Raw genomic sequence first — 15,472 nt, forward strand, 5'->3', positions numbered from 1 at the left:
GGACGTTAAAAAATCACTGGCAATACCCACCCAGGTTATGCGCCACTAACCCCTTCACCCCAAACCGCTGTACGCCGCTGCCCAGCACAGCGGCCTGCCTGGAGATTCCCGCCATGAGCGAGAGTGTATTTGCCGATCGTATCGTGCAGAACCTGCTCGACACCGACTTCTACAAACTGACGATGATGCAGGCGGTGCTGCACAACTATCCCAACGTTGAAGTCGAGTGGGAATTTCGTTGCCGCAACAGTGAAGACCTGCGCCCGTACCTGGCGGAGATCCGCTTTCAGATCGAACGCCTGGCCGAGCTGAACCTGAGCGCCGACCAATTAAGTTTCCTTGAGCGCATCAGCTTTATGAAGCCGGACTTCCTGCGTTTCCTGGGCCTGTTTCGCTTCAACCTGCGCTACGTCCACACCGGCATCGACAACGGCGAGCTGTTCATCCGCCTGCGTGGGCCCTGGCTACACGTGATTCTGTTCGAAGTACCGCTGCTGGCCATCGTCAGCGAAGTGCGCAATCGCTATCGCTACCGCGAAATTGTCCTGGAACAGGCACGGGAACAGTTGTATCGCAAGTTCGACTGGCTGAGCGCCAACGCCAGCGCCGACGAATTATCCGAACTGCAGGTAGCGGACTTCGGCACCCGCCGTCGGTTTTCCTACCGAGTCCAGGAAGAAGTGGTGAACGTGCTCAAGCACGATTTCCCCGGGCGTTTTGTCGGCACCAGCAACGTGCACCTGTCCCGGGAACTGGACATGAAGCCCCTGGGCACCATGGCCCACGAGTGGATCATGGCTCACCAGCAACTGGGGCCACGACTGATCGATAGCCAGATCGCCGCCCTCGATTGCTGGGTGCGTGAATACCGGGGCCTGCTGGGGATCGCCCTGACCGATTGCATCACCATGGACGCCTTCCTGAAGGACTTCGACCTGTTCTTCGCCAAGCTCTTCGACGGTTTGCGCCATGACTCCGGCGACCCGGTGCTCTGGGCCGAAAAAGCCATCGCCCACTACCACAAGCTCGGCATCGACCCGATGAGCAAGACCCTGGTGTTCTCCGACAGTCTGACATTGCCTAAATGCCTGGAGATTTTTCGGGCATTGCGCGGTCGCATTAATGTCAGCTTCGGTATCGGCACCAACCTGACCTGTGACATACCGGGTGTAGAGCCAATGAGCATCGTGCTTAAAATGATCAGCTGTGACGGGCAACCCGTGGCCAAGATTTCAGACGAGCCCGGCAAGACCCACTGCAAGGATCCGAACTTCGTCGCCTACATGCGACATGTTTTCCAAGTACCTGCCACCCTTTCAGACACATCAAGCAAGGAGTGAATTCATGCAAGCCGTACAGCGTGAGATTGCTGAACAGCTCAAGGTCCAGCCACCGTTCGCCGATGACGCCGCCCTCAAGGCCGAAGTCGCCCGGCGCGTGAGCTTTATCCAGGATTGCCTGGTCAATTCCGGCCTCAAATCCCTGGTGCTGGGCATCAGCGGTGGCGTCGACTCGTTGACCGCCGGGCTGCTGGCCCAACGTGCCGTGCGCGAACTACGGGAAAAAACCGGCAACGCGGCCTACAAGTTCGTAGCCGTTCGCCTGCCGTATGAAACCCAGTTCGACGAGCACGAAGCACAAGCCTGCGTGGACTTCATCGAGCCGGACGAGCGCCACACCGTCAACATCGGCCCGGCGGTCAAGGCACTGGCCAAGGAAGTCCTGGCCTTCGAGGGCAAGACACCGGGCTCGCGGGATTTCGTATTGGGCAATACCAAGGCGCGCATGCGTATGGTGGCGCAGTACACCATCGCCGGAGCCGAGCAGGGCCTGGTGATCGGCACCGACCACGCGGCCGAGGCGGTCATGGGATTCTTCACCAAGTTCGGTGACGGCGCCTGCGACCTGGCCCCGCTCAGCGGTCTGGTGAAGAACCAGGTCAGGGCCATCGCCCGGGACTTCGGCGCGCCGGAATCGCTGGTGGAAAAGGTTCCCACCGCCGACCTCGAAGACCTGTCCCCCGGCAAACCCGACGAGGCCGCCCATGGCGTGACCTACGGTGAGATCGATGCCTTCCTGCATGGCCAGCCGATCCGCGAAGAAGCCGCCCGGATCATCTGCGAGACCTATCGCAAGACCGAGCACAAGCGAGTAATGCCTTACGCCCCCTGATTGGATTGCTCACCCTGTGGGAGCGGGCTTGCTCGCGAAAACGTCGGCACAGTCAACATCAATGTCGACTGGCAGACCCTCTTCGCGAGCAAGCCCGCTCCACAGGATTTAGCCATTTACGAGACAAAAAAACGCCCTGCACGAGGGCGCTTTTTTTACGCAACAAGCGATTACTTCAGGGTCACGGTGCCTTTCATCATCGAGATGTGGCCTGGGAACGAGCAGAAGAAACCGTATTTTTCCGTGGCATCAAGTTTCGACACATCGAAGGTCACCGAGTCCGTCTCGCCGGCACCGATGACTTTGGTATGGGCGATGATGCGCGCGTCACCCTCTTTCAGGTAGTTCTTGTCGATACCGGCGCCCAGGCCATCGGTGGCGATTGGCTGCATGTCTGTCTCTTTGCTCAGCACCCAGTTATGGCCCATGACGTTTTTTGGCAGGCTGCCCGAATGGGTCAGCTCAACGGTGAATGTCTTGCAGCTCTTGTCGATTTCGATGGCCTTGGTGTTGAAGGACATCTGATCGGTCGAGTCGATGGTGGTCTTGCACTCCGCTGCCATCAGTTGGCTGCTGGCCAGCGTCAACAGGGATACTGCAACAAGTTTGGCGAACATCGTGAATCTCCAAGGCATGGTTAACAAAATTCCTTAAAGGGGAAGACTGCCTGAATTTGAGACAAGTTCCTATGACCTGAATCAAAAGTTGTATACAACTTAAGGCTATCAGCCTGATGGACACAATCAACCAGCCAGACGTATGACCCTTCTCTATGATCGGCCCCATCACCTCTCTGGAGCGCCCGTCATGAACCTCAACAGCCTCTTATGCAGTCTGCTCGCCGCCTACGCCTGTGGCGCCAGCGGCACCTATGAAAAACCCCGGCGCGAGGCTTAAGTGCTTTGCGCAACCCGGGCCAGGCTTTACTCTGGAGAGGTTACTGATCACGGAGTAAAGCATGTCCATTGCGTCTGTTTGTGTATTTTGCGGCGCCAGCACCGGCACCCATCCAGCCTATCGTGAAGCGGCGCAAGCCTTGGGGCGAGCGTTGGCGGAGCGAGAGCTGACCTTGGTCTATGGCGGTGGTGCGGTGGGCCTGATGGGCATCGTTGCCGACGCGGCCCTGGCGGCCGGCGGCGAGGTCATTGGCATCATCCCGCAAAGCTTGAAAGACAAGGAAATCGGCCACAGCGGCCTGACACGCCTGGAAGTGGTGGACGGCATGCATGCCCGCAAGGCGCGCATGGCCGAACTGAGCGATGCCTTCATCGCCCTGCCCGGCGGCCTCGGCACCCTGGAAGAGCTGTTCGAAGTCTGGACCTGGGGCCAGCTCGGCTATCACGGCAAGCCGCTGGGGCTGCTGGAGGTGAACGGCTTCTACAGCAAACTCACCGGTTTTCTCGATCATATCGTCGGCGAAGGCTTCGTCCGCGCGCCGCATCGTGACATGCTGCAAGTGAGTGAATCACCGCATAACCTGCTCGATGCGCTGGACGAATGGCAACCGTCGGTGCAGCCAAAGTGGGCCGAACAAAAACCCAGCTAACGGCTCGACCCCGATACAGGGCAGAATACGCGCCGCTCAACCTCACCTTCGACCCCAGAGGATCGCCCATGGCCAAACCCAATTATTCCTTCGCCAAACGTCAGAGAGACTTGGCCAAGGAGCAGAAGAAAGAGGAAAAACTTCAGCGCAAGAAAGCCACTGCTGAAGAAGAAGCAACACTGACCCCGGATACCGAGGGCGAAGTGGCCGCAGAAGACGATGTCGATACCACGAAAGATCAGGCACCCGACGCCTGATACCCCCAGGGCCTGATGATCCGATCCGGCCCCCCGGTTTTGTGTCCAGGGCCGGCAGCCCCGCTGCCGGCCCTCACAACTCCAGCGCCTTGATAATCGACTCGCGATAACCCACTGGCAGATTTGCCGGCAACCGGCCCGGCTCGAACAGCCCGATTTCCTTGTGTTCATGACTGACCGTCGGCACGAAACCGCCCAGCAACTGGCAGCGGTACGTGGAGATGAAGACGTGTTTGCCGGGAATGACCTCAAACAGATATGAATCCAGCGGCTCTCCCACGCTCACTTCAACCGCCAGCTCTTCGGCAATTTCCCGTGCCAGGCATTGCGGCGCCGTTTCGCCCAGCTCGATCCGCCCACCGGGCAGTTCCCATTCGTCCCGCTCGTTGAGCATCAGCACGACCAGGCCTTCGGGGGATTGCAGCACGCCTTTGATGGAAACCGGGAACATGAAACCTTCCTCGTCAATTCAATGCATACCCTGTGGGAGCGGGCTTGCTCGCGAAAGCGGTGGTTCAGTCGACATCAATGTTGAATGTCAGTCCGCTTTCGCGAGCAAGCCCGCTCCCACCAAGGGATTTTTTTACGATTCCAGCGGCATCACCGTCACGCGCACCTCGGGATCATGACTACCGCCCCCCAGGATCACCCCGCGCAACGGCGATACATCGGAAAAATCCCTGCCCCAGGCCAGAGTGATGTGCTCCAGGGCCGGTTGCACATTATTGGTCGGATCGAAATCCACCCACCCCAGCATCGGACAATACACCGAGACCCAGGCGTGAGACGCATCGGCGCCAATCAACCGTGGCTGGCCGGGCGGTGGCTGGGTCAGGAGATAACCACTGACGTAACGGGCCGCCAGCCCGCGCGAGCGCACGCAGGCCAGCATCAGGTGGGCAAAGTCCTGGCACACCCCTCGACGTCGCTCCAGCACCTCCACCAGCGGCGTCGCCACCTGGGTCGCCTCGGCATCGAAGGTGAATTCCTCGAAAATCTTTTCCATCAGGGCGCGCACGCCCATCATCAATGGGCGCCCCGGCGGGAAGCAGCTTTCGGAAAACTCGACGAAACTGCGCTTGAGGTGCACGTAGGGTGACTCGAAACGATAACGGCACGCTTCCAACAACGGCGCGGCCACTGGCCGACCGCTATAGGTCAATGCGTCACGCGTCGTCTCCCAGGCCGGGGACGCGTTGAAATCCAGCTCAGGCCGGGCCAGCACCTCGACGCTCAAGCGGGCGTTGACCAGCAACTCGTCGTGAGGCCGTTCGAAGGCCAGGCGGGTCAGCGGGTTGCCGAACACATCCTGCTCGTCGCGACGGCTGGTCGGCTGCGGGCTGATCAGCAACTGTTGCTCGGTGCAACGCTGCCAGTCACAGGGCCGCGGCCACAGATGCGCAAGCTGCTGGGCCAGGGAAACCGGGCTGTCATAGTGATAGTGGGTGTCGTGGAGGATCTGGTAACGAGCGTTCATCAGACGGACACCGTACGCTGGCTGACGTCATCGACGTGGGCAAAATGGCGCAAGGCCAGGCGATCGGAAACCTGGCCGCTGACATCAGCCACTTCCTGCAACAGATCGGCCAGCCCATCGAGCGCCGCGCGCAGGCTGGTTTCGCCGAACAGTGGGTTTTCCAGGCAGCGCAAGTCAAAGCGCGAAAGGCGCATCACCAGTTCTGGCAAGGCGGTTTCCCGGGGCGCACCAAAATCATCGTTCAGGCGCTTGAGCGTACGGGCCACCAGTTTCAATTGAAAGAGCACGGCGTGAGGGTTCTGCTCGTCCAACAGCAACAGGTCAAGCACCGGGATCAACTGCGCCACCGCCAGGTAACGCGAGCGGTAAGTGATGCTGCTGTTGCCCAGCTCCAGCAGCCACTCCAGACCGGCCTGGTCGAATACCGCCTCGCTGCGCAGGAACGCCGCCAGGCTGCTGCTGAGAAATTGCAGGCGTTCCAGGCGCCGGCCAATCATCAAAAAGCGCCACCCCTCATCACGGGTCATGTCGTCCAGGGCGAATCCGGACAACGCCGCCAGGGACATGACCAACCGGTTGAGGAAATCCAGCAACTCGCCGAAATCCGGTTCGGCGGTTTCCAGCTCCATGGCTTCGCGCTGCAACTCTACCAGCGCCTGCCAGTTCTCCCGGGACAGCTTGCCGCGAACCTGCGAGGCGGCCCATTGCAAGCGTTGCAGGTTGGAACGAAGGCTGAACGACCAGTCCTCCCCCAGCAGCGCGGCCAACAGGCGCTCCGGCAGCTCACCTTCGTCAGGCAGCAGCATCAGGCTTTCGCCAAGGGCCACAGCCGATTGCAGCGCCTGGGGATCGTCACCGTCGACATAGCGCGCCAGCATGATGCGCAGCAACCGGGCGCTGTCGTCGCAACGTTCGCAGTAGCGGCCGAACCAGAACAGGTTCTCCACCACCCGCGAAGGCAAGTACGGGTCACGCCGCACCAGGTCGTGGACGCCGACGGTTCGCTGGGCCGTCCATTGTTCGCCGCCAGGCGCCTGTTCGCCGAGCACCCAGGTGTCCTTGCTGGCGCCACCGCGTTGCATCGACACCACCTCGGCGTCAGCCTCGGCGGCCACGCGGGTCAGGCCACCGGACAGAATTCGATAATCGTCCTTCCCGGACACGGCATACACGCGCATGCCGATGGCCCGGGGCTGGATCTGGCCGTCTTCGGCCTGCCAGACAGGCGCCTGGGACAACTGCGCCAGTTCCTGGGCGACATAGGCATAGGGCCGCGCCTGCATGCGCGCCGCCAGTTGGCCGCGCTGCTCCTCGCTCAGGTCGCGACCGAACACCGGCGCAAAACTCTGGGAAGGAAATGCCGGTTTGATCAGCAGCTGCGGCAGTTTTTCCAGGGCCTGGGCCAGCACCGGCGGCTCACCGCACCACCAGGTGGCGATCGAGGGCAGCATCAGTTCCTCACCGAACAAAAACTGATTGATCTTCGGCAGGAACCCCAGCAGGCCTGGCGATTCCAGCACGCCGCTGCCCAGGGCGTTGGCCACCAGAACCCGACCCTGGCGCACCGCTTCCAGCAAGCCCGGCACGCCCAGGGCCGAATCGGTGCGCAATTCCAGCGGGTCGCAAAAATCGTCGTCGAGCCGGCGCATGATGGCATGGACCCGGCGCAGCCCACTGAGGGTTTTCAAGTACACCGTGGCGTCCCGAACGGTCAGGTCGCCGCCTTCCACCAGCGGGTAACCGAGCTGGCGTGCCAGGTAGAGATGCTCGAAATAACTTTCGTTGAAGCGACCCGGCGTCAACAGCACCACCAACGGTGGCTCGCCGTCGCTGGGTGCTTGCCGTGCGAGGGTTTCCTGCAAGGTACGGAAGAAACCGGACAGGTGCCGCACCTTCAAATCGCGATACAGGTCGGGAAATGCGCGGGAAACGATCATGCGGTTTTCCAGCGCATAACCGGACCCGGAAGGCGCCTGGGTCCGATCCGCCGTCACCCACCAGCGGCCGTCGGGCGTGCGCGCCAGATCCACTGCATACATGTGCAGGAAGATGCCGTCCGGCGGTGCGATGCCCTGGCAGGGCCAGAGAAAATTGTTGTGCCCGAACACCAGCTCCGGCGGCAGAAGTCCTTCGCTGATCAACCGCTGCGGCCCGTACAAGTCGGCCAGCACCGCATTGAGCAGCCGTGCACGCTGGGCGATGCCGGCCGAAAGTTGCCGCCACTCCTGTGCGTCGATGATGTGCGGCAGCAAGTCCAGCTCCCAGGGCCGGTCCGCGCCCTTCGGGTCCGCATAGACGTTATAAGTGACACCGTTTTCCTGGATCTGCCGGGCCAGGAGGGTTTGGCGCTGGAGCAACTGGGCCGGCGTGCTGCGCTGCAACTGGTCGAACAGCGGCTGCCAGTGCACACGCACCGCGCCGCTGTTATCCAGCAATTCGTGATAGGTGCCCGTCGTCAGCGGGTAACGGTCAAGCAGGTCAGGCATGGAAAGCTCGGCAGAGGGCAATGAAAGGTGAGACTAGCGCAGCACGTCACGCCCGGATAGCTGTGTTTGGACCCGGACATGACGACTGTGGCGAGGGAGCTTGCTCCCGCCACAGGGTTCACTTACACCTTGGGTGCCCCTTGAAAACGGCGCAGATCGAGCGTGAGGGGAAACTCGTCATCCATTGCCAAGCTGGGTATCGGAAGTTTTCCTGGCGTGTGGCCGAGGCGGAAGAAGCGCGCCATTCGCCGGCTTTCGGCCTCGTTGGCGTTCACCGGCAGGCTGTCATAGTTGCGCCCGCCCGGATGGGCAACGTGATATTGGCAGCCGCCCACCGAGCGTTGCATCCAAGTGTCGAGCAGATCGAAGACCAGCGGCGCATGCACCGGGATGGTTGGTTGCAGGCAGTTGGCCGGTTGCCAGGCACGGAAACGTACACCAGCGACGAATTCGCCAACCCGGCCGGTGGGTTGCAAGGGCACCGGCACGCCATTGCAGGTCAGCAGGTAGCGTTGCGGCGCCAAGCCGCTGAGCTTGACCTGCAAGCGCTCCAGGGAGGAATCCACGTAGCGCACGGTGCCACCCACCGCGCCCTCTTCCCCCAGCACATGCCAGGGCTCGAGGGCCTGGCGCAGTTGCAGCTCGATACCACTGACGGCGTAATCGCCCACCTTGGGGAAACGAAACTCCAGGTGCGCGGCGAACCACTCGGCCCGCAGCGGGTAACCGGCGGCGTTCAGGTCATGGATGACATCAGCGAAATCCTGCTCGATAAAGTGCGGCAGCAGGAAGCGGTCATGCAGCTCGGTGCCCCAGCGCGCCAGCTTCGCCGGTGCATAGGGCTCGCGCCAGAATCGCGCCACCAGCGCCCGCAGCAATAACTGTTGGGCCAGGCTCATGCGAGCGTGGGGCGGCATCTCGAACGCACGCAGCTCCAGCAGACCGAGGCGCCCGGTGGCACCGTCCGGCGAATAGAGTTTGTCGATGCAGAATTCGGCACGATGGGTATTGCCGGTCACGTCGATCAACAAGTTGCGCAACAACCGGTCGACCAGCCAAGGCGGGCATTCCTCGCCCGGCTGCGGCATCTGGGCGAAGGCGATTTCCAGCTCGTACAACGCGTCATTGCGCGCCTCATCCACCCGTGGCGCCTGGGAGGTCGGGCCGATAAACAGCCCGGAAAACAGGTAGGACAACGACGGGTGGTTATGCCAGTAACTGATCAGGCTGCGCAGCAGGTCGGGACGCCGCAGGAATGGTGAGTCAGCCGGCGTCGCACCACCCAATACGAAATGGTTACCGCCGCCTGTGCCGGTGTGCCGGCCATCGATCATGAATTTTTCAGTGGTCAGCCGGGTCTGTCGTGCCTGCTCATAGAGAAATTCGGTGCGCTCGACCAGCTCATCCCACGTCGCCGACGGCTGCACGTTGACCTCGATCACGCCCGGATCGGGGGTGATGCGAAAGTTGCCCAGGCGCGGGTCGCTCGGCGGCTCATAACCTTCCAGCAGCACCGGGCAATGCAGCTCCTGAGCCGTGGCTTCGATGGCGCTGACCAGTTCCAGGTAATCCTCGACCCGTTCCAGCGGTGGCATGAACAAGTACAGCCGGCCTTCCCGTGCCTCGGCACAGAACGCGGTGCGCGTCAGCCAGTCGGCGGACTCGTCGATTTGTGGGGCGCGATCCTGCCCGTCCGCTGACTCGCCGTGACGCGCCAGTTGCTCGGTGTCGGGCAGCTCGGGCAAATCCTGGTTCGGGTCGGTGGGGTGGATGAACGGGTACTCAGCCGCCGTCACCCACGGCTGGGACGCCAATGGCAGGCGATAGCCCAGGGGCGAATCCCCCGGTACCAACCGGCAATGGTTGTCCCGCAGGTACCAGCGGCCACTCTGCCACTGGTCACCCTTGGCGGTACGGGCCAGCGGCAAGACCTGACCGATCACTTTATCCAGGCCCTGGCTGAAGACCTTGCGCAACCGTGCCCGCTCAAGGGCGTCTTCCAGGCGTGGATCTTCGGCCGTGACATTCGAGGGCAACGCACCTTCGCGCCAGAGGTAATAGAAATTGTCTTCATAGGCTGGAAACACGAATCGCGCCGGGATGTCCAGGCGCTCGGCGACACTCGCCAAAAAGCGCCCCGCCAGTTCGCCATCGGCGCCATAGTCTTGCTGTTCGTCGGCAATCAACGCAGCGTTGTGCCAGATCGGCACCCCGTCACGCCGCCAATAGCAGTTCAAGGACCAGCGCGGCAGTTGCTCGCCGGGGTACCACTTGCCCTGGCCGAAATGCACCAGCCCCTTGGGCGCGTAGTGGCTGCGCATGCGCTGGAACAGTTCAGCGGAGAGCCGACGCTTGTCCGGTCCGAGCGCCGCGGTGTTCCATTCGGCGCCGTCCGGGTCATCGATGGACACGAAGGTCGGTTCGCCGCCCATGGTCAGGCGCACGTCGCCCTCCAGCAGGTCGGCATCGATCTGGCGGCCCAACGCCTGGATCGCCAGCCATTGTGCGTCGGTGTAGGGCTTGGTGACCCGCGGCGCCTCCCAGACCCGCTCCACGGACATCTCATGATTGAATTCGCATTCGCAAGGCTCCACCAAACCGCTGATGGGCGCGGCCGAGGAAGGATCAGGACTACACGCCAACGGGATGTGTCCTTCGCCAGCGAACAACCCCGACGTCGCATCCAGGCCGATCCAGCCGGCACCGGGCAGGTAAACCTCGCACCAGGCGTGCAGGTCGGTGAAGTCCACCTCGGTACCGGACGGGCCATCGAGGCTTTTCACATCGGCGGTCAACTGGATCAGGTAACCGGACACAAAACGCGCGGCCAAGCCGAGGTTGCGCAATAGCTGCACCAGCAGCCAGGCCGAATCGCGGCAGGAACCGGACGCGTGCTCAAGCGTATGCTCCGGCGTCTGCACGCCGGGCTCCATGCGGATCAGGTAGTTGATGTCCTCGCTCAAGCGTTGGTTGAGCGCCACCAGAAAATCCACCGCCGGCAATGGCGTGCGGTCGATGCCGTCCAGATAAGCCTGGAACCTGGGCGTCAACGGCAAGGTTTCAAGGTACGGCGCCAGCTCCTTGCGCTCGTCGGCGGCGTAGGCGAACGGAATCTTTTCGGCGTAGGGCTCGAGAAAAAAATCGAACGGGTTGAACACCGCCATTTCCGCCAGCAGATCGACTTCGATCCGCAGCTCCCGAGTTTTCTCGGGAAACACCAACCGCGCCAGGTAATTGCCCTGAGGGTCCTGTTGCCAGTTGATAAAGTGCTGGTCGGGGGAGACTTTCAGTGAATAGGAAAGAATGCGCGTGCGGCTATGGGCCGCCGGGCGCAGGCGAACGATCTGCGGGCCGAGTTCGACAGCGCGGTCGTAACGGTAATGCGTGACGTGATGCAATGCGACATGAATCGACACGGCGTGCCTCCTGCGAACCTGGGCGTTATCGAAAGCGGCGCAAGACTTATGCCATGCAGGCAGGCCGGACACTTTCCTCATCTACTCAAGGCAGTAGAGCACTAAAACCGCGCGATGCCTGTATTGATCTGCAGGCGGTCGCACATAAATGCGGCGCCGACGGCAGGGAATCGGCTCAGCGACGGGGGCGAGAGGTCTTGGCAGCCTGGATGATGAGTTCACGCTGGCGGCGGATTTCCACGAGTTTGCTGCGCATCTCGCGGTGGCGTTTGCTGTTGATCAACAGCAACCCCAGCAGTGGCAGCAGCACAGCGAATACGTAGACGCCTTGATGCGGACGGTAGGCGAGCATCGGCAATACCGCTGCCAGGCATGCCAGGAAATAACCCGCCACGCACCAGACCGCCCAAGCACGCCCGCGGGCAATCATGAGATTGCCCAACACCAGGACGCAGACCAGAGCCAAGGTCCCGAACCCCACATAATCAGTCCTGATTGAAGGCTCCAGGGCGCGCCAATAGGTAGTCCCGGCCAGAACGAGCAACGTTGATCCCGAAAAGCAGCCCAGCAGAATGGTGCCCATGAACACCGGAAAATACCGGGCGAGGAAGCTCTTCAATGACCCGCCGCCGATCATTCCGTAAACTCCTCGTACAATCCGACAGCAACCGTTTTCACATGGCCGCCCCCCGTGTAACTGCCGATAACGCCCAGGGCGCCGCCCAGGGAGTCCTTGATTTGAGTCAGCGTCGCGTGCCGGATCTCAGCAGATGAATAACGCTTGGGCAGGGCCCCGGCTCGTTGTTCAAGCTTGAGCAATTTTGCAGTCAGGCTCGGGTCCTTCAGCGTCAACAGCTCCTTGGTCAACTTGCTTCGTTCCTGCCGACTCAGGCCCTTGAGCAACTGATACCAACTCTTCCCGGTGCCGGCCGCTTTGTTGGCCTTGAGCAGCCGGACAGTCGTCAGGGCCGAGCCACCGACACCCACCAGGGAGACCCCGTCAAGGATCGGCGACACAATGTTGTACCAATCAGCGTCATTCATCTCGTCGTTGCCGGTGGGGTTGGTCAGCTCATTCGCCACCCGCATTCCGCCGATGACACATTGCGCGGTACTGGCCGTCGCGGCAGCAGCACCCAGCGCAACGACAAAAGCACTTGCACCGGCCGTAAAGGGCACCGCGACACTTCCACTGAACACCACCACCCAACCAATCACCGCGGCGACACAGGACAGGCCGGCATTGGTTGCTTCAAGCCCGAGCTTGGACTCGCGCGGGCTGCTCTTAACCTGATCGATGAATTGCTGCGGTGCGATGTATTTTTTTGCCTCGCGCAGGATGATGCGCTTGGGCGCAATGCTGCAAATCGGCTTGAATTCGCGCAGGGTCACGACGTTGTATTCGGAGTCGATGTACACCACTCCCGCCCCCGCAACACCCGGATCAGCATCAATGGCTGCAAACAGGCGTGGCAGGTTGACCTGGCTTTCGATGCGCTGGCGAGCCATGTATTGCGAGAACGTGAAGTCCATGCCAAGAGTCGGTGAAGGGGCGCTGCTCATGTGAATCGTCCTTGAGAATTGGGAGTGAGATTTTATCCACACTGAACCTTGTGGCGAGGGAGCCTGCTGTATTGGAGTGGCGCGCATCGGCGGCCGCCACGATAACAAACGGCCAGCACTGCCGCTAGAAAGCAAAACGCCAGCACTGAGGCTGGCGTTTTGCGTAGCAGTTTTACAATCAGCGTGGCACGACAGGCTTGCGCGCAGGCTTCGGTCCTTTGCCCTTGGCCGCATCCTTGCGCTCCTTGGCGGCCTGCTGGTTGCGGGCGAACGCGGCTGCCTTGGCTTGCTCGCGCTTGTCCCAAGGGTTGCCGCCATCGCTGGCACGCGGCGGCAAGCCGGTGTGCTGGGTCAGGATCTTGGTCGTTTCCTTGGCCACCTTGTGGCTGCCGGCCGGTGTCGAGTTCTTGCGACGGGCGCTCTGGTAGCTGTCGGTAGCCGGTTGGTGCAGCGGAATCAACTGGTCCTTGCCCGGCCCGATCAGGTCGGCGCGGCCCATGCGGGTCAGTGCTTCACGCAGCATCGGCCAGCCTTTCGGGTCGTGATAGCGCAGGAAGGCCTTGTGCAGGCGGCGTTGCTCTTCGCTCTTGACGATGGTCACCGAGTCGCTCTTGTAGGTGACCTTGCGCAGCGGGTTCTTGCCCGAGTGGTACATGGCGGTCGCCGTGGCCATCGGCGACGGATAGAACGCCTGGACCTGATCGGCGCGGAAGCCGTTGCCCTTGAGCCACAGCGCCAGGTTCATCATGTCTTCGTCGGTGGTGCCCGGGTGGGCCGCGATGAAGTACGGAATCAGGTACTGTTCTTTCCCGGCTTCCTTGGTGTACTTCTCGAACATCCGCTTGAATTTGTCATAGCTGCCGATGCCCGGCTTCATCATCTGGTTGAGCGGGCCTTCCTCAGTGTGCTCCGGGGCGATCTTCAAGTAACCGCCGACGTGGTGGGTCACCAGTTCCTTGACGTATTCCGGCGACTCGACCGCCAGGTCGTAACGCAGGCCGGAGGCGATGAGGATCTTCTTCACGCCAGGCAATGCCCGGGCGCTGCGGTACAACTGGATCAGCGAAGAGTGGTCAGTGTTCAGGTTCGGGCAGATGCCAGGGAACACGCAGGACGGCTTGCGGCACGCGGACTCGATTTCCGGGCTCTTGCAGGCAATACGGTACATGTTCGCGGTCGGGCCGCCGAGGTCGGAAATCACCCCGGTGAAGCCTGGAACCTTGTCGCGGATCTCTTCGATCTCGCGAATGATCGACTCTTCGGAGCGGTTCTGGATGATCCGGCCTTCGTGCTCGGTGATCGAGCAGAAGGTGCAGCCGCCAAAGCAGCCGCGCATGATGTTCACCGAGAAACGGATCATCTCGTAGGCCGGGATCTTCTCCTTGCCGTACGCCGGATGGGGAACACGTGCGTAAGGCATGCCAAACACGTAGTCCATTTCTTCGGTGGTCATCGGAATGGGCGGCGGGTTGAACCAGACGTCCACTTCCCCGTGCTTCTGCACCAAGGCACGGGCGTTGCCCGGGTTGGTTTCCAGGTGAAGCACGCGGTTGGCGTGGGCGTAGAGCACCGCGTCACCACGGACCTTTTCCACCGATGGCAGGCGAATCACGGTTTTATCGCGAGTCATCTTCGGGCTCGCCAGGATCTGTACGACCTTGGCTTCGCTCGGATCTTCAACCGGACCCTTTTCCTGTTCAATGGCGCAGGCTTGAGTGTCCTGGGTGTTCACGTACGGGTTGATGATCTTGTCGATCTTGCCCGGCCGGTCGATGCGCGTGGAATCGACTTCGTACCAGCCTTGTGGCGTGTCGCGGCGGATGAAAGCCGTGCCGCGCACATCGGTAATGTCTTCGATCTTGTGGCCGTAGGACAGGCGCTGGGCGACTTCGACAATCGCCCGCTCGGCATTGCCGTAGAGCAGGATGTCGGCGCAGGCGTCGATCAGGATCGAGTTGCGCACGCGGTCCTGCCAGTAATCGTAATGGGCGATGCGGCGCAGGGACGCTTCGATACCGCCGAGCACGATAGGCACGTGCTTGTAGGCTTCCTTGCAGCGCTGGCTGTAGACCAGGCTCGCACGGTCCGGCCGCTTGCCCGCCAGGCCGCCCGGCGTGTAGGCGTCATCGGAACGGATTTTCTTGTCGGCGGTGTAGCGGTTGATCATCGAGTCCATGTTGCCGGCCGCGACGCCGAAGAACAGATTGGGCTCGCCCAGCTTCATGAAATCGTCTTTGGACTGCCAGTTCGGCTGGGCAATGATCCCGACGCGAAAGCCCTGGGCTTCCAGCAGCCGGCCGATGATCGCCATGCCGAACGACGGGTGATCGACGTAGGCATCACCGGTCACGATGATGATGTCGCACGAATCCCAGCCGAGCTGATCCATCTCCTCCCTGCTCATGGGCAGGAACGGCGCCGGGCCGAAACATTCGGCCCAGTACTTGGGATAGTCAAATAACGGCTTGGCTGCTTGCATGTCGATGACCGGTATAAAAGAAGAAAAATCGCGGGCGCGGAATATAGCACAAAAAATAACCAATTGTGGCGAGGGA

Annotated in this window: 12 protein-coding genes; 4 read left to right on the top strand and 8 right to left on the bottom strand. The window is 61.5% G+C overall.

Features of this window, described 5'->3' with window-relative positions:
• The first annotated feature begins 113 nt into the window (after positions 1–113).
• Both pncB and nadE read left to right on the top strand, forming a co-directional pair.
• A complete protein-coding gene (gene pncB / locus AD663_RS25045; protein ID WP_003186363.1) occupies positions 114–1,340 on the top strand; it encodes a nicotinate phosphoribosyltransferase in 1,227 nt (408 codons plus the stop codon).
• A gap of 4 nt (positions 1,341–1,344) precedes the next feature.
• Positions 1,345–2,172 (top strand): ammonia-dependent NAD(+) synthetase, encoded by an 828-nt coding sequence (gene nadE / locus AD663_RS25050; protein WP_003186365.1) that lies wholly within the window; start codon positions 1,345–1,347, stop codon positions 2,170–2,172.
• A 170-nt stretch (positions 2,173–2,342) separates the two neighbouring features.
• On the opposite strand, the gene azu is transcribed toward nadE, so the two are convergent.
• The gene (azu, locus tag AD663_RS25055; RefSeq protein ID WP_003186366.1) at positions 2,343–2,789 is read right to left on the bottom strand and encodes an azurin; all 447 of its coding nucleotides are present in this window, start codon (positions 2,787–2,789) and stop codon (positions 2,343–2,345) included.
• Positions 2,790–3,130: 341 nt separating this feature from the next.
• Between azu and AD663_RS25060 the strand changes: the two genes are divergently transcribed.
• Both AD663_RS25060 and AD663_RS25065 read left to right on the top strand, forming a co-directional pair.
• Positions 3,131–3,718, top strand: coding sequence for a TIGR00730 family Rossman fold protein (locus AD663_RS25060; RefSeq protein ID WP_003186369.1), 588 nt, complete (start codon positions 3,131–3,133; stop codon positions 3,716–3,718).
• 68 nt (positions 3,719–3,786) lie between these two features.
• Complete coding sequence (locus tag AD663_RS25065; RefSeq protein ID WP_003186370.1) at positions 3,787–3,975, top strand: hypothetical protein; 189 nt, start codon at positions 3,787–3,789, stop codon at positions 3,973–3,975.
• A 73-nt stretch (positions 3,976–4,048) separates the two neighbouring features.
• Here the strand turns inward: AD663_RS25065 and AD663_RS25070 are convergent, their stop codons facing one another.
• The 7 genes from AD663_RS25070 to AD663_RS25100 form a co-directional block, all read right to left on the bottom strand.
• Positions 4,049–4,426 carry an NUDIX domain-containing protein gene (locus AD663_RS25070; RefSeq protein WP_003186372.1) on the bottom strand — a complete coding sequence of 126 codons (378 nt, stop codon included), beginning with the start codon at positions 4,424–4,426 and terminating at the stop codon, positions 4,049–4,051.
• A 132-nt stretch (positions 4,427–4,558) separates the two neighbouring features.
• Positions 4,559–5,452, bottom strand: coding sequence for a transglutaminase family protein (locus AD663_RS25075; RefSeq protein WP_053214724.1), 894 nt, complete (start codon positions 5,450–5,452; stop codon positions 4,559–4,561).
• Positions 5,452–7,938 (bottom strand): circularly permuted type 2 ATP-grasp protein, encoded by a 2,487-nt coding sequence (locus AD663_RS25080; RefSeq protein ID WP_003186375.1) that lies wholly within the window; start codon positions 7,936–7,938, stop codon positions 5,452–5,454. Before AD663_RS25080 ends, AD663_RS25075 begins: the two co-directional genes overlap by 1 nt.
• A 122-nt stretch (positions 7,939–8,060) precedes the next feature.
• Positions 8,061–11,354: a DUF2126 domain-containing protein gene (locus AD663_RS25085; protein ID WP_003186377.1), complete on the bottom strand. Its 3,294-nt coding sequence runs from the start codon at positions 11,352–11,354 to the stop codon at positions 8,061–8,063.
• Between the two features lie 175 nt (positions 11,355–11,529).
• Positions 11,530–11,991, bottom strand: a complete 462-nt coding sequence (locus AD663_RS25090; protein WP_003186378.1) for a hypothetical protein — start codon at positions 11,989–11,991, stop codon at positions 11,530–11,532.
• On the bottom strand, positions 11,988–12,917 hold the full coding sequence (locus AD663_RS25095) for a hypothetical protein (RefSeq protein WP_003186380.1): 930 nt from the start codon (positions 12,915–12,917) through the stop codon (positions 11,988–11,990). Before AD663_RS25095 ends, AD663_RS25090 begins: the two co-directional genes overlap by 4 nt.
• A 178-nt stretch (positions 12,918–13,095) precedes the next feature.
• Positions 13,096–15,396: a YgiQ family radical SAM protein gene (locus tag AD663_RS25100; RefSeq protein WP_003186382.1), complete on the bottom strand. Its 2,301-nt coding sequence runs from the start codon at positions 15,394–15,396 to the stop codon at positions 13,096–13,098.
• Positions 15,397–15,472: the final 76 nt, after the last annotated feature.

The organism is Pseudomonas sp. Q12-87 (assembly GCF_001269755.1).
In the GTDB taxonomy this organism is placed as follows: domain Bacteria; phylum Pseudomonadota; class Gammaproteobacteria; order Pseudomonadales; family Pseudomonadaceae; genus Aquipseudomonas; species Aquipseudomonas fluorescens_S.

Excerpts from the sequence above, each read along its gene's own strand:
- AD663_RS25070 (WP_003186372.1), bottom strand. The coding sequence starts at position 4,426 with ATGTTCCCGGTTTCCATCAAAGGCGTGCTGCAATCCCCCGAAGGCCTG.
- AD663_RS25075 (WP_053214724.1), bottom strand. The coding sequence starts at position 5,452 with ATGAACGCTCGTTACCAGATCCTCCACGACACCCACTATCACTATGAC.
- AD663_RS25080 (WP_003186375.1), bottom strand. The coding sequence starts at position 7,938 with ATGCCTGACCTGCTTGACCGTTACCCGCTGACGACGGGCACCTATCAC.
- AD663_RS25100 (WP_003186382.1), bottom strand. The coding sequence starts at position 15,396 with ATGCAAGCAGCCAAGCCGTTATTTGACTATCCCAAGTACTGGGCCGAA.
- AD663_RS25065 (WP_003186370.1), top strand. The coding sequence starts at position 3,787 with ATGGCCAAACCCAATTATTCCTTCGCCAAACGTCAGAGAGACTTGGCC.
- nadE (WP_003186365.1), top strand. The coding sequence starts at position 1,345 with ATGCAAGCCGTACAGCGTGAGATTGCTGAACAGCTCAAGGTCCAGCCA.
- AD663_RS25095 (WP_003186380.1), bottom strand. The coding sequence starts at position 12,917 with ATGAGCAGCGCCCCTTCACCGACTCTTGGCATGGACTTCACGTTCTCG.
- AD663_RS25060 (WP_003186369.1), top strand. The coding sequence starts at position 3,131 with ATGTCCATTGCGTCTGTTTGTGTATTTTGCGGCGCCAGCACCGGCACC.
- azu (WP_003186366.1), bottom strand. The coding sequence starts at position 2,789 with ATGTTCGCCAAACTTGTTGCAGTATCCCTGTTGACGCTGGCCAGCAGC.
- pncB (WP_003186363.1), top strand. The coding sequence starts at position 114 with ATGAGCGAGAGTGTATTTGCCGATCGTATCGTGCAGAACCTGCTCGAC.
- AD663_RS25090 (WP_003186378.1), bottom strand. The coding sequence starts at position 11,991 with ATGATCGGCGGCGGGTCATTGAAGAGCTTCCTCGCCCGGTATTTTCCG.